At 63.5% G+C, this 13,346-nt stretch carries 13 protein-coding genes; 10 read left to right on the plus strand and 3 right to left on the minus strand.

Annotation, left to right across the window (positions count from 1 at the left end):
• Window positions 1–52 precede the first annotated feature (52 nt).
• The 10 genes from uvrC to AC1DLO_RS09925 all read left to right on the plus strand — a co-directional run bounded on the left by uvrC (window position 53) and on the right by AC1DLO_RS09925 (window position 10,077).
• Window positions 53–2,053, plus strand: a complete 2,001-nt coding sequence (uvrC, locus tag AC1DLO_RS09880; protein WP_476914470.1) for an excinuclease ABC subunit UvrC — start codon at window positions 53–55, stop codon at window positions 2,051–2,053.
• A gap of 84 nt (window positions 2,054–2,137) precedes the next feature.
• Window positions 2,138–3,061: an RNase adapter RapZ gene (gene rapZ / locus AC1DLO_RS09885; protein WP_184735373.1), complete on the plus strand. Its 924-nt coding sequence runs from the start codon at window positions 2,138–2,140 to the stop codon at window positions 3,059–3,061.
• On the plus strand, window positions 3,061–4,077 hold the full coding sequence (locus tag AC1DLO_RS09890; protein WP_184735371.1) for a gluconeogenesis factor YvcK family protein: 1,017 nt from the start codon (window positions 3,061–3,063) through the stop codon (window positions 4,075–4,077). Before rapZ ends, AC1DLO_RS09890 begins: the two co-directional genes overlap by 1 nt.
• A 9-nt stretch (window positions 4,078–4,086) precedes the next feature.
• Complete coding sequence (gene whiA / locus AC1DLO_RS09895; protein ID WP_133202987.1) at window positions 4,087–5,067, plus strand: DNA-binding protein WhiA; 981 nt, start codon at window positions 4,087–4,089, stop codon at window positions 5,065–5,067.
• Between the two features lie 122 nt (window positions 5,068–5,189).
• A complete protein-coding gene (locus AC1DLO_RS09900) occupies window positions 5,190–5,813 on the plus strand; it encodes a superoxide dismutase (protein WP_184735369.1) in 624 nt (207 codons plus the stop codon).
• 287 nt (window positions 5,814–6,100) lie between these two features.
• Window positions 6,101–7,111 (plus strand): type I glyceraldehyde-3-phosphate dehydrogenase, encoded by a 1,011-nt coding sequence (gap, locus tag AC1DLO_RS09905; protein ID WP_184735367.1) that lies wholly within the window; start codon window positions 6,101–6,103, stop codon window positions 7,109–7,111.
• Between the two features lie 9 nt (window positions 7,112–7,120).
• Window positions 7,121–8,347 carry a phosphoglycerate kinase gene (locus AC1DLO_RS09910; protein ID WP_476889839.1) on the plus strand — a complete coding sequence of 409 codons (1,227 nt, stop codon included), beginning with the start codon at window positions 7,121–7,123 and terminating at the stop codon, window positions 8,345–8,347.
• Between the two features lie 82 nt (window positions 8,348–8,429).
• Entirely contained in the window at window positions 8,430–9,245 is an 816-nt protein-coding gene (gene tpiA / locus AC1DLO_RS09915; protein ID WP_476889838.1) for a triose-phosphate isomerase, read from the plus strand.
• Window positions 9,246–9,293: 48 nt separating this feature from the next.
• Window positions 9,294–9,551, plus strand: coding sequence for a preprotein translocase subunit SecG (gene secG, locus AC1DLO_RS09920; RefSeq protein ID WP_074589634.1), 258 nt, complete (start codon window positions 9,294–9,296; stop codon window positions 9,549–9,551).
• A gap of 130 nt (window positions 9,552–9,681) precedes the next feature.
• Window positions 9,682–10,077: an RNA polymerase-binding protein RbpA gene (locus tag AC1DLO_RS09925; RefSeq protein WP_184735361.1), complete on the plus strand. Its 396-nt coding sequence runs from the start codon at window positions 9,682–9,684 to the stop codon at window positions 10,075–10,077.
• On the opposite strand, the gene pgl is transcribed toward AC1DLO_RS09925, so the two are convergent.
• The 3 genes from pgl to zwf are packed head-to-tail and all read right to left on the minus strand — an operon-like array spanning window position 10,030 to window position 13,342.
• Window positions 10,030–10,848, minus strand: a complete 819-nt coding sequence (gene pgl / locus AC1DLO_RS09930) for a 6-phosphogluconolactonase (protein WP_476889837.1) — start codon at window positions 10,846–10,848, stop codon at window positions 10,030–10,032. The genes AC1DLO_RS09925 and pgl overlap by 48 nt on opposite strands.
• A gap of 8 nt (window positions 10,849–10,856) precedes the next feature.
• Window positions 10,857–11,780, minus strand: coding sequence for a glucose-6-phosphate dehydrogenase assembly protein OpcA (locus AC1DLO_RS09935; RefSeq protein WP_184735350.1), 924 nt, complete (start codon window positions 11,778–11,780; stop codon window positions 10,857–10,859).
• Window positions 11,777–13,342, minus strand: coding sequence for a glucose-6-phosphate dehydrogenase (zwf, locus tag AC1DLO_RS09940; RefSeq protein WP_476889836.1), 1,566 nt, complete (start codon window positions 13,340–13,342; stop codon window positions 11,777–11,779). The genes AC1DLO_RS09935 and zwf overlap by 4 nt, the downstream gene beginning before the upstream one ends.
• Window positions 13,343–13,346: the final 4 nt, after the last annotated feature.

The following is a 13,346-nucleotide window of genomic DNA, read 5'->3' on the forward strand; positions in this document are numbered from 1 at the left end:
TGGCTGGTCCGGTGCGTACGGGGTAGCGTCTTTCCCTTACTAGACTGGATCTGTGGCAGATCCAGCGAGTTATCGACCCCAGACGGGAGAAATCCCCACCACCCCCGGCGTCTATCGGTTCCGGGATCCGCACGGCCGTGTCATCTATGTGGGCAAGGCGAAAAACCTGCGTTCGCGGCTGAACTCCTACTTCGCCAACCCTGCAGGCTTGTTGCCGAAAACCCACGCCATGGTGCACACAGCCAGCAGCGTGGAGTGGACCGTGGTGGGCAGCGAGCTTGAGTCGCTTCAGCTCGAATACACGTGGATCAAGGAATTCAAACCGCGTTTCAATGTCGTGTTCCGCGACGACAAGACGTATCCGTACCTTGCCGTGAGCATGGGGGAGAGGCTCCCCCGGGTCCAGGTCATGCGCGGGGAGCGCCGCAAGGGTACCCGCTACTTCGGCCCGTACACGGCGGGCGCCATCCGGGAAACTATGGACACCTTGCTCAGGGTCTTTCCGGTCCGTAGTTGCAGCCCCGGCGTGCTGAAGCGTGCACAGGCCAGTGGGCGGCCGTGCTTGCTTGGCTACATCGATAAATGCTCGGCACCGTGTGTCGGTCGCGTCACCCCCGAGGAGCATCGGGCCATTGCCGAAGACTTCTGCTCCTTCATGGGCGGTGAGGCGAAACGCTTCATCACCCGCCTCGAAAAGGACATGGCGGCTGCCGTGGCCGAACTCGACTACGAACGGGCGGCGCGAATCCGCGATGACATCGCGGCCTTGCGCAAAGTGTTCGAACGCAATGCCGTGGTCCTTTCCGAAGACACGGACGCGGATATCTTCGCCCTGCACGACGACGACCTCGAGGCTTCCGTTCAGGTGTTCCATGTCAGGGGTGGCCGGGTACGCGGCCAGCGGGGCTGGGTGGTGGAAAAGGTCGAAGACGCCACCACCCCCGAGCTCATTGAGCACCTGCTGCAGCAGGTCTACGGGGAGGACAGCGACAACAAAGGACGTATTCCCCGCGAAGTCCTGGTCCCGGAGATTCCGTCCAACCATCATGAGTTGCTTGAATGGCTAGGTGGCCTCAGGGGTGCCAAGGTGGATATCCGAGTGCCGCAGCGTGGCGACAAGGCAGCCCTCATGTCCACCGTCCGGGAAAACGCTGAGCAGGCACTGAAGCTGCACAAAGTCCGGAGGGCAGGCGACATCACCGTCCGTTCGCAGGCGCTCCAGGAGCTGCAGGAGGCCCTCGAGCTTCCCGTGCCGCTGCTCCGGATCGAGTGCTACGACATTTCCCACGTGCAAGGCACCAACGTGGTTGCGTCCATGGTCGTGGTGGAAGACGGCCTACCCAAGAAATCCGACTATAGGAAGTTCGCCATCACGGGGGCGGCCGCAACGGACGACACTGCCGCGATGCACGACGTCCTCACGCGACGCTTCAGGCACTACCTGCAAGATAAGTCCGCGCAGCTTCCCAAGAGCGGGGAAATTCCCAACGCCAGTTCCGGAGAGGGGCCGACGCCCTCCGATGACGCTCCCGGCACCGCGACAAAGGCGAGGTTCGCCTATCCGCCCAACCTCGTCGTCGTCGACGGCGGGCAGCCCCAGGTGAACGCGGCCGCGCGGGCACTTGCGGAACTGGGGATCGACGACGTCTACGTCGTCGGCTTGGCCAAACGGCTCGAAGAAGTCTGGTTGCCGGAGAGCGATTTCCCCGTGATCCTGCCACGGACTTCGCAAGGGCTCTACCTGCTGCAGCGCATACGCGACGAAGCCCACCGTTTCGCCATCACTTTCCACCGGCAGAAGCGGGGAAAGGCCATGACGGTGTCCGCGCTCGACGGCGTTCCCGGCCTCGGGGAAGCCAAAAGGAAGGCGCTCGTGGCGCATTTCGGTTCGCTCAAGAAGATCAAGGCTGCCACGGTAAGTGAGCTCACAGCCGCCAAGGGAATCGGTCCGGCTTTGGCAGAAGCCGTCGTCAGCCACCTGGCGGCAGCCGGCGCCTCGGAAGAGACCGCTCCGGCAGTGAACATGACCACCGGCGAAATCCTTGAATATTAGCTAGGGTAATAATCGGACCGCTCCTCCAGGCGGTCCAGCCTGGACCAACAGAAACTTGGACCATATCAGAAACGGGGACACTTGATGTCAGAGTCAACAGCAGAATCCGGCGCGGAGCAGGACGGTCTCATTCCCGTCAAGCCTGTCGAAGCGGAACTGCTGGTGGTGACTGGCATGTCCGGAGCAGGCCGTAGCACCGCCTCGGACGCACTAGAGGACCACGGCTGGTACGTCGTCGAAAACCTCCCTCCGCAGATGTTGGGGACGCTCGCCGAAATCGTTTCGCACGCACCCCAATCGATCCCCAAGCTGGCCGTCGTGGTGGACGTCCGCAGCAAGGGCCTCTTCACAGATATCAGGACCGCCCTCGGCGCACTCAGCGCCAGCGGAATCACGTTCCGCGTGCTCTTCCTCGACGCCAGCGACAACGTCCTGGTCCGGCGCTTTGAACAAGGGCGCCGCCCGCATCCGCTCCAGGGCGGAGGCCGGATCCTGGACGGTATAGCCGCAGAGCGCGACGTCCTGAAGGAACTCCGGGAGTCGGCAGACGTGGTCCTGGACACGAGTACGTACAACGTGCATGGCCTGGCGACTGCCATCACTGAACTCTTCACCGACACAGGCCCCGTGGCGCTGCGCCTGAACGTCATGAGCTTCGGCTTCAAATATGGCCTGCCAGTGGACGCCAACTTTGTGGCCGACGCGCGCTTCATCCCCAACCCGCACTGGGTCCCGAAGTTGCGCCCGCACACTGGACTCGACGCCGATGTCAGCGACTATGTGCTGGGAGCCGCCGGTGTCAAAGACTTCGTTGACCGCTACGTCCTTGCCTTGGAGCCCGTCCTCGACGGCTATCGGTCGGAAAACAAACACTACGCGACCATTGCCGTCGGTTGCACAGGCGGCAAACACCGTTCGGTTGCGGTCGCCGTCGAACTCTCCAAACGGCTGGCGCAATACCCTCGGGTCACCGTCACCACGAGCCACCGCGATCTGGGTCGCGAATAATGGGGGTTCTGACAGGACCCCTGCCGCTTGTCCCGCCGAAGGGGACTCCAGGCAGCCAGCCTGCCAAAGGCCCCACGGTTGTTGCGCTCGGCGGCGGACACGGGCTGTCCGCGTCACTGTCTGCGTTGAGGCTGCTGACCTCCGAGCTCACCGCGATTGTGACCGTCGCCGACGACGGCGGATCTTCCGGGCGGCTGAGGGAAGAGTACGGTGTCCTTCCGCCCGGCGATCTTCGGATGGCGCTGAGCGCCCTCTGCGATGACACGGATTGGGGGCGTACGTGGCGGGACGTCATGCAGCACCGCTTCAAGACTCCGAGCGGCCGGCAAGGTTCCTTGGACCACCACGCCATGGGAAACCTGCTCATTGTTACCCTCTGGGAGCTGCTAGGCGATGCCGTGGCTGGACTGAAATGGGCGGGTGCCCTCTTGGGTGCCCGCGGTCAGGTCCTGCCGATGTCCACGCAGCCGCTGAACATCGAGGGTGACGTACGGGTGTCCTTGCCCGGGGGCGGGTTCGAGTTCCAGACCGTCAAGGGCCAGGCCAAGTGCGCTGTTGCCGGGTCCCTCGAAAACGTGCGGCTCTTCCCGGAGGACGCGCGTGCATGCATCGAGGCGCTGACGGCCATCGAGCTCGCGGACTGGATCATTCTCGGCCCTGGCTCCTGGTACACCTCAGTGTTGCCCCACTTGTTGTTGCCCGAGATGCGCCAGGCCTTGTGCGATACCCCGGCCAAGCGATGCCTCACCATGAACCTCGCCATGGACACCAAGGAAACGTCCGGGATGTCCGCAGCGGACCACCTGGACGCCCTGCGCCGCTATGCGCCTGAGTTCAGTGTGGACGTAGTGCTCGCCGATCCTTCCTCGATTTCCGACCTCACGGAATTCGAGCGCGCTGCCGGAATGATCGGTGCAGAGGTGGTCTTGGGTAAAGTGGGGGCGTCGAGCCGCCGTCCAGTCCACGACCCGCTGCGTCTGGCATCGGCGTATCACGATATCTTCGGGAATAGTTAGGAACATGCGATGGCACTGACCGCATCGGTCAAGGAAGAACTTTCCCGGCTGGACATCAAGAAGTCTTCCGTCCGCAAGGCCGAGGTCTCGGCCATGCTGCGTTTTGCCGGGGGATTGCACATCATCTCGGGCCGCATCGTGATCGAGGCTGAGGTGGACCTCGCCTCCACGGCACGCCGGCTCCGCGCCGCGATCGCCGAAGTCTATGGGCACCAGAGCGAGATCATCGTCGTCTCGGGTGGCGGCCTCCGTCGCGGCAGCCGCTATGTTGTTCGTGTAGTGCGCGACGGCGAGGCCCTGGCGCGCCAGACGGGCCTTCTGGACGGCCGTGGGCGGCCTGTTCGCGGGTTGCCGTCCGCCGTCGTCAATGGTTCGGCGTCCGACGCCGAAGCGGTATGGCGCGGAGCCTTCCTGGCGCACGGTTCCCTCACCGAACCCGGCCGCTCCTCCTCGCTCGAAGTCACGTGCCCCGGGCCGGAATCCGCGCTTGCCTTGGTCGGAGCCGCCCGTCGCCTCGGCATCCAGGCCAAGGCGCGGGAAGTGCGCGGTGTGGATCGCGTCGTCATTCGTGACGGCGACACCATTGCCGCGCTGCTCACGCGGATGGGTGCCCATGACGCCCTCATGGTGTGGGAGGAACGCCGCATGCGCAAGGAGGTCCGGGCCACCGCCAACCGCCTGGCGAACTTCGACGACGCCAACCTGCGCCGCTCGGCCCAGGCTGCCGTCGCCGCCGGTGCTCGGGTGGACAGGGCCTTGGAAATCCTGGGCGACGACGTTCCGGACCACCTCAAATACGCCGGCGAGCTCCGGGTGGCGCACAAACAGGCCAGCCTGGATGAACTGGGCCGGCTTGCTGATCCGCCCATGACCAAGGACGCCATCGCGGGACGGATTCGCCGGCTGTTGGCCATGGCGGACAAACGGGCCGGAGATCTGGGCATCCCCGGGACCGAGGCAAATGTGACCCCCGAGATGATGGACGAATAGAGCACCCGCCCTAGAATCGTGATGGTGCGGAGTAGCACCCAAGATTTCCGGCCGGTTCGCCGATCGGATGAACAATACGAGAGTTACCAACCGGACCCCGGTCCACTACATTGGAGGATTTCGTGACAGAGTACGTACTGCCCGAGCTCGGCTACGACTACGCAGCACTTGAGCCGCACATTTCGGCGAAGATCATGGAGCTGCACCACAGCAAGCACCACGCTGCCTATGTAGCCGGCGCCAACAACGCCCTGGCCCAGTTGGCCGAAGCCCGTGAAAAGGGCGATTTCGCCAACATCAACCGCCTGTCCAAGGACCTCGCGTTCCACACCGGCGGACACATCAACCACTCGGTGTTCTGGAACAACATCTCCCCGGACGGCGGCGACAAGCCCGAGGGCGAGCTCGCAGCAGCCATCGATGATGCGTTCGGTTCCTTCGATGCCTTCCGTGCACAGTTCTCGGCGGCCGCACTTGGCCTGCAGGGATCCGGCTGGGGCTTCCTCGCCTACGAGCCCATCGGTGGCAACCTCCTCATCGAGCAGCTCTACGACCAGCAGGGCAACGTCGCCGTCGGCACCACGCCCCTGCTCATGCTGGACATGTGGGAGCACGCTTTTTACCTGGACTACGTCAACGTCAAGGCTGACTACGTCAAGGCATTCTGGAACATCGTCAACTGGGCCGACGTCGCCAAGCGCTTCGAAGCAGCCCGCGCAAACGCGACCGGATTGATCGTTCTCTAGGAATTTTTCCTGCCATTTTCGGCGAGTGATGCGGAATATACGAGGATGTAACAAACTTCACATTCAGGTGAATTTCGCCCAAAAACCGGATTGCCTGCCCCCGCAGTTGCGGGGGCAGGCGTAGTTAAACGTAAGATAGGTCACGGAAGGCGGTTAGCCTTCAGCAACGTGGCTGGTCGCCCTCCGATCTGATAATCACTTCTGCCCAAAGACGCGCGGGAATTGTTAGTTGGAATCAAGATCCGACTCACTAGGTGTGCTTGCAAGAGCACCAAGGAGACTGAATAGTGACCACCCGTATTGGAATCAACGGCTTTGGCCGCATCGGCCGCAACTACTTCCGGGCAGCACTCGCCCAGGGCGCCGATCTCGAAATTGTCGCGGTCAATGACCTCACCAGCCCCGAGGCACTTGCCCACCTGTTGAAGTACGACTCCGTCGGCGGTCGCCTGACCCAGTCCGTTGAAGTCAAAGAGGGCAACCTCATTGTTGAGGGCAACATCATCAAGGTCCTTGCAGAGCGCGATCCCGCAAACCTCCCTTGGGGCGAGCTGGGCGTGGACATCGTCATCGAGTCCACCGGCTTCTTCACCAAGGCTGCCGCCGCGCAGAAGCACATCGATGCTGGTGCCAAGAAGGTCCTGATCTCCGCTCCGGCTTCGGACGAAGACATCACCATCGTCATGGGCGTCAACCACGAGCTCTACGACCCCGCAACACACCACATCATCTCCAACGCTTCCTGCACCACCAACTGCCTCGGCCCGCTGGCCAAGGTTGTCAACGACGCCTTTGGCATCGAGCGCGGCCTCATGACCACGGTGCACGCCTACACGGCAGACCAGAACCTGCAGGACGGTCCCCACAGCGACCTTCGCCGTGCCCGCGCCGCAGCCATCAACATGGTTCCCACCTCCACGGGTGCTGCCAAGGCGATCGGCCTGGTCCTTCCTGAGCTCAAGGGAAAGCTCGACGGCTACGCCATCCGCGTACCGGTCCCCACCGGATCCGCCACGGACCTCACCGTCACGGTTTCCCGTGAAGTCACCGTCGAGGAAGTCAACGCAGCCTTGAAAGCGGCTTCGGAGACCGAGCAGTTCAAGGGCATCCTCAGCTACACGGCAGATCCGATCGTCTCCTCGGACATCGTTGGCGATCCTGCATCCTCGATCTTCGACTCCGGCCTGACCAAGGTCATCGGCAACCAGGTCAAGGTTGTTTCCTGGTATGACAACGAATGGGGCTACTCCAACCGCCTCGTTGACCTCACGGAGCTTGTCGCATCCAAGCTGGGCTAGGGTAGACACATGACATCTCACACCCTCAACGAACTGATCGCTGAAGGTGTCCGCGGGCGGTACATTCTCGTCAGAAGTGACCTGAATGTGCCGCTCGACGGCTCTACAGTGACCGACGACGGCCGCATTAAGGCCTCACTCCCGGTCATCGAAAAGCTTTCGGACGCCGGTGCCCGCGTGCTCGTCACGGCCCACCTCGGTCGCCCCAAAGGTGCCCCAGAGGCCAAATATTCGCTCAAGCCCGCTGTAGCGCGGCTCGCGGAGCTCGCGCCCTTCAAGGTCCAGCTCGCGGAAGACACCGTTGGTGATTCCGCGAAGGAGCTGGCCGGGTCCCTCGACGACGGAGACGTCCTGGTCCTCGAGAATGTCCGCTTCGACGCCCGCGAAACCAGCAAGGACGACGCCGAGCGCGGAGCCTTCGCGGATGAACTCGTAGCTCTGACCGGTGACAACGGCGCCTTTGTGGATGACGCCTTTGGAGCTGTTCACCGCAAGCACGCGAGCGTCTACGACGTCGCCACCCGGCTTCCTTCCTACCAGGGTGACCTCGTGCACACCGAGGTCGAGGTCCTGCGCAAGCTCACCACGGATACTCAGCGCCCGTACGTTGTGGTTCTCGGCGGCTCCAAGGTATCGGACAAGCTCGCCGTGATCGATAACCTCTTGGGCAAGGCAGACACCATCCTGGTCGGTGGCGGGATGCTCTTCACCTTCTTGGCAGCTTCCGGCTACAAAGTTGCAGGCAGCTTGCTTGAAGCAGACCAGATCCCCGTGGTCCAGGACTACCTCAAGCGCGCTTCCGACGCCGGTACCGCTTTCGTCGTCCCAACCGACGTCGTGGTCGCGAGCCGCTTCGCCGCGGACGCCGAACACGAAGTGGTCGCCGCCGATGCGATCGAGGACAGCTCATTCGGTGCCGCCGGCATCGGCCTGGACATCGGGCCCGTATCGGCAGCGGCCTTCGCCGAGCAGATCAAGGCCGCGAAGACTGTGTTCTGGAACGGCCCCATGGGCGTCTTTGAATTCGAGGCTTTCTCGGCCGGTACCCGTGCCATCGCCCAAGCTTTGACCGAGACGCCTGCATTCACCGTGGTCGGCGGTGGCGACTCCGCTGCGGCTGTCCGGACCCTCGGCTTTGAGGACTCCCAGTTCGGCCACATTTCCACTGGCGGCGGCGCCAGCCTGGAATACCTTGAAGGCAAGGATCTTCCCGGCCTGAGCGTGCTGGACCGCTAAGGCTACCCAGCCGGCGGGGCGCCCTTCCTAGAAGGCAAGCGTCCTGCCGGCTTCCCTATCTCAACGCATTTTTGGAGCACACGTGACAACTTCTGCCAACGGAAACTTCGTCCGCAGGCCCTTCATTGCCGGCAACTGGAAGATGAACATGGACCACGTCCAGGGCATCACCCTGCTGCAGAAGCTGGCATGGACCCTGTCCGACGCCAAGCACGACTACAGCCGGGTCGAGGTTGCGGTGTTCCCGCCGTTCACGGACCTCCGCGGTGTGCAGACCCTCGTTCAGGGCGATGAGTTGGACGTTGTTTACGGCGGCCAGGACCTCTCGCAGTTCGACTCCGGGGCATACACCGGTGACATCTCCGGCCAGTTCCTCAACAAACTGGGTTGCGCATACGTCCTCGTGGGCCACAGTGAACGGCGCACCATCCACAACGAGGGTGACCAGGTCCTGAACGCGAAGGTCAAGGCTGGTTTCCGCCACGGCGTGACCCCCGTCCTGTGCGTCGGTGAGGGGCTTGAGATCCGTCAGGCTGGCACTCACGTCGAGCACACGCTTGCCCAGTTGCGTGCCGGCGTCGAGGGGCTCTCGGCGGAGCAAGCAGGTGACTTGGTCGTCGCCTACGAACCGGTCTGGGCCATTGGCACGGGCGAAGTCGCTGGTCCGGAAGACGCACAGGAGATGTGCGCGGCGATCCGTGCCGAGCTCGCTTCCTTGTTCGATGATTCCGTCGCTGCCAAGTCCCGGCTCCTCTACGGCGGCTCAGTGAAGGCCAACAATGCGGCCGCGATCATGGCCGGCGCCGACGTCGACGGCCTGCTGGTGGGTGGGGCGAGCCTTGACCCGGCCGAGTTTGCTAACATTGTCAGGTTCGAGAGCCACCTCAGCGCGGCCTAGTCCGTTTCAAGGTTCCGCTCCCGTTTTCCGTTCTTCTGAAAGGCCGTCGTGGACGTTCTTCAAGTCATTCTGCAGATCCTGCTGGGAATCACCAGTCTTCTGCTGACGCTGCTTATCCTCCTGCACAAGGGACGTGGCGGTGGATTGTCCGATATGTTTGGCGGCGGCATGAGCTCGGGATTGAGTTCCTCGGGTGTCGCCGAACGGAACCTCAACCGTTTCACCATCGTCTTGGGCTGCACTTGGGGCGTCGTGATCATTGGTCTTGGCCTCATCATGCGCTTCACCTCAGGGGGAGACTCCTAGAGTCTCCCTGGTTTGAGCTCCGGGTGGATCAAACTACCCGGAAGCAACCCTGCCGTCGCCGGGATCCCCGCACTAGACTAGGCTGCATGGCCCTCACCGCCATGCAGCCGAACTCTCAAGGGGATCGACGATGGTTCATGGTTCTTCAGGATTCCGAGGCACACGGGCCGGCGTAACAGCTGGATCAGCCCCGAGAAACCAATCCGACTCCATAGTTGGCGAAAGTTTGCCGCGTATTCGTGTTCCCTATTGGTGCGCCAAGGGACACGAGACGCGGCTCGTTTTCGTTAAGCTCCCGGAGGATCAAATTCCTGTTCGGTGGGACTGTCCGAAGTGTGGTTTGGTTGCCGTCCGCGAACAGGGCGAGGCGACGACGGAGCGGGCGGACGAAGAAATCTTCAAGAGCCACCTGGATTACGTTAAAGAAAGGCGCTCCAGCCAAGAAGCGGAAATTGTCTTGGCTGGAGCGCTCAAGCGGCTACGCGCCCGCAGGATCCTTCCGGATGAGCTGCTGGGGGACACGTGAGGCTGCATTTTCGTCAATAAGCCACAGGGTCCTCGAACGGCCAAGAGGGCCGGAGGCGGGAACCTGGACGGGGTTGGCGCCGGCGAGGGCCAAGCCCACGGCCCCGGCCTTGTCCTCGCCTGCCACTACCATCCAGATTTCCTGGGCTGAATTGATGGCGGGCAAGGTCAGCGAAATCCTCGACGGCGGCGGCTTGGGGGAGTTCTCTACCCCCACCACTGTGCGGTCCTGGACACGGATACCCGCCTGCTCAGGGAAGAGCGAGGCAACATGCGCATCCGGGCCTACGCCCAGCAGCAGGATGTCGAAACGCGGCAGCTCGCCGGCTTCTTCCGGACGATTGTCCGAAGTATCTGCGGCGTGCTCAGCCTCCCCGGCTGCCTTGAGGCGTGCTGCGTAGTCCGCTGCGGCGTCGTCCGCGGTTGCGAACTCGTCCGACGAACCTGGTTCGTGCACGCGGTCCGGATCCAGCGGCAGGCTGGAGAGCAAAGCCTCACGGGCCTGTACGGTGTTGCGGTCCGTGCTGTCCTTGCCAACGAAACGCTCGTCACCCCACCAGAAGTTCACCCGGGACCAGTCGACGGCGGGCGCCGCAGGTGAGTCGGCAACCGCTTTCAGGGTGCCGATGCCCACGGTTCCGCCGGTGAGGACCACAGTGGCTTCGCCGTGCTTGTCCTGCACGTCCACCAGCTTGGTGATCAGCCGTGCTGCGATCGCGGCCATGAGGACGGCGGAGTTGGGATGGATGCTTACTCTGGGGTCAGCGCTCACTGGGACGGTCACTCCTTGCTATTGGTTCGGGGCAGTCCCATAGTAATCACTTCTCCGAAGACATCGTCTGGATCAAGGCGACGCAGTTCTTCGGCTAGGCAGTCCCGCAGGCTGCGGCGTGGCAGCGAAATCCGCTGGGCGGGCTGGCCCGGCTGGGTCAGTTCCGCCACGGTGAGGCCCGGGCGGACCAGCTGGACGTCGCCCGTCGCGCGGCTAAGGTGTACCCTCCGGATGCCGGTTCCCGCCGGATCGGCGACGATCTGGACCGGCGCGTCGAGGAACAGCGTGAGCCACGCCGCCAGCAGCAGTGTGCTGGGGGAGTCCGAAGCGCCTTCGACGGCGATCGCCGTAACGGGGGATTCGTCCACCTGGTCCAGGGCGGCCGCAAGCTGGAGGCGCCAGTTGGTCAGGCGTGTCCAGGCGAGGTCGGTGTCACCCGCGCGGTACGTGTTTCGGATCCTGTTGAGTGCCGCGGTGGGGTCGGGCTCGTTGGCGGAGTCCGTGATGCGGCGGTGCGCAATACGCCCGATGGAAGTCTCGCAGGCGTTCTCCGGTGCCCCGTGCGGCCACCAGGCCACGATCGGGGCGTCGGGCAGGAGCAGCGCGGCCACCAGCGATTCACTCTCCTTGGCGAGCGAACCGTAGCCGCGCAGCACGATCACCTCGGAGGCTCCGGCGTCGCCCCCCACCCGGATCTGGGCGTCGAGGCGGTTGGGCGCTTCGCTGCCGGCATCGGCAAGGACGATGATGCGGCAGGGGTGTTCGCGGCTGGCCTCGTTGGCTGCCTCGATGGCTTCTTCCTCAAGGCCCGACTTGGTGACGACCACGAGGGTCAGGACACGTCCGAGGGCGATCACGCCTCCCTGCTCGCGCAGGGAGGTGATCTTCTTGGAGATCTTGGAGGTGGTGGTGTCGGGAAGATCTACGATCATGGCCTTCTCCAGGTTCGTCCGTCGCGGGCAAGCAGTTCGTCGGCCGAGGCTGGACCCCAGCTGCCGGGAGCATATGGTTCGGGCTGTTCGTCGAGTCCGGCCCAGTAATCTTCGAAGGGATCCAGGATCTTCCAGGACTCCTCGACTTCCTGGTGCCGGGGGAAGAGCGGCGGCTCGCCCAGCAGCACGTCCAGGATGAGGCGTTCGTAGGCTTCCGGGCTGGACTCGGTGAACGAGTGGCCATATCCGAAGTCCATGGTGACGTCGCGGACTTCCATCTGCGTGCCGGGAACCTTGGATCCGAAGCGGATCGTAGCGCCCTCGTCGGGCTGGACGCGGATGACCACGGCGTTCTGGCCGAAGTCGTCCTCACCGTGACCACGGAAAAGGAGGTTCGGTGCCCGTTTGAACACGACCGCGATTTCCGTGACGCGCCGTCCAAGACGCTTGCCGGCCCTCAGATAGAACGGCACGCCGGACCAGCGCCGGGTGTGGATGTCCAGACGGATCGCCGCATAGGTCTCCGTCTTGGAATCGGCCGGAATGCCGTCTTCCTCAAGGTAGCCCTGCACCAGCTCGCCGCCTTGCCAACCGCCGGTGAATTGGCCCCTTGCCGAGTGGGTGGACAAGTCGTCGGGCAGCTTGACTGCTGCCAGCACCTTTTCCTTCTCGGCACGCAGGTCATCGGCGTTGAAGGAAATGGGCTCCTCCATGGCCGTCAGGGCCAGCAGCTGCAGCAGGTGGTTCTGGATGACATCGCGAGCCGCCCCGACGCCGTCGTAATACCCGGCGCGGCCACCGGTGCCGATGTCCTCTGCCATGGTGATCTGGACGTGGTCAACGTAGTTGGCGTTCCACAAAGGCTCGAACAGCTGGTTGGCGAAGCGCAGCGCCAGAATGTTCTGCACCGTCTCCTTGCCCAGGTAGTGGTCGATGCGGAAGACCGCGTCCGGGGGGAAGACGGACTCCACGATGTCGTTGAGCTTGCGCGCGGACTCCAGGTCGTGGCCGAACGGCTTCTCGATGACCACACGACGCCATTGGCCGTCGCCGGCCTGCGCCAGCCCGTGCTTGGACAGCTGGCGGCAGACCTGTTCGAAGGCCTTGGGCGGAATGGACAGGTAGAAACCGTGATTGCCGCGCGTGCCGCGGGTCTCGTCCAGTTCGTCAAGGGTGGCGCTGAGGCGCTTGAACGCCTGGTCGTCGTCGAACTCTCCCTGGACGAAGCGGATGCCCTCGGAGAGCTGGTTCCAGACGGCGTCGTCGAACGGGGTACGGGAGTGCGCTTTGACGTTCTCTTTGACCTCGTTCGCGAAGTCCTCGTTGCTCCAGTCGCGTCGGCCGAAGCCGACGAGCGCGAAGCTCGGCGGCAACAGCCCGCGGTTGGCGAGGTCGTAGACCGCCGGCATGAGTTTCTTGCGGGCGAGGTCGCCGGTGACTCCGAAGAACACCAGTGACGAAGGCCCTGCGATGCGGTTCAGGCGCCGGTCGCGCGGATCCCGGAGGGGATTGCGGTGGCTTGCCTTTCCGGTGGACCTGTAACCGATTTCAGTTTCTGGCATGTTT

Source organism: Arthrobacter sp. 01T419 (assembly GCF_056398865.1).

Coding starts and splice junctions, on each gene's coding strand:
- rapZ (WP_184735373.1), top strand. CDS start 2,138: ATGTCAGAGTCAACAGCAGAATCCGGCGCGGAGCAGGACGGTCTCATT.
- AC1DLO_RS09910 (WP_476889839.1), top strand. CDS start 7,121: ATGACATCTCACACCCTCAACGAACTGATCGCTGAAGGTGTCCGCGGG.
- whiA (WP_133202987.1), top strand. CDS start 4,087: ATGGCACTGACCGCATCGGTCAAGGAAGAACTTTCCCGGCTGGACATC.
- AC1DLO_RS09890 (WP_184735371.1), top strand. CDS start 3,061: ATGGGGGTTCTGACAGGACCCCTGCCGCTTGTCCCGCCGAAGGGGACT.
- zwf (WP_476889836.1), bottom strand. CDS start 13,342: ATGCCAGAAACTGAAATCGGTTACAGGTCCACCGGAAAGGCAAGCCAC.
- AC1DLO_RS09935 (WP_184735350.1), bottom strand. CDS start 11,780: ATGATCGTAGATCTTCCCGACACCACCACCTCCAAGATCTCCAAGAAG.
- AC1DLO_RS09925 (WP_184735361.1), top strand. CDS start 9,682: ATGGTTCATGGTTCTTCAGGATTCCGAGGCACACGGGCCGGCGTAACA.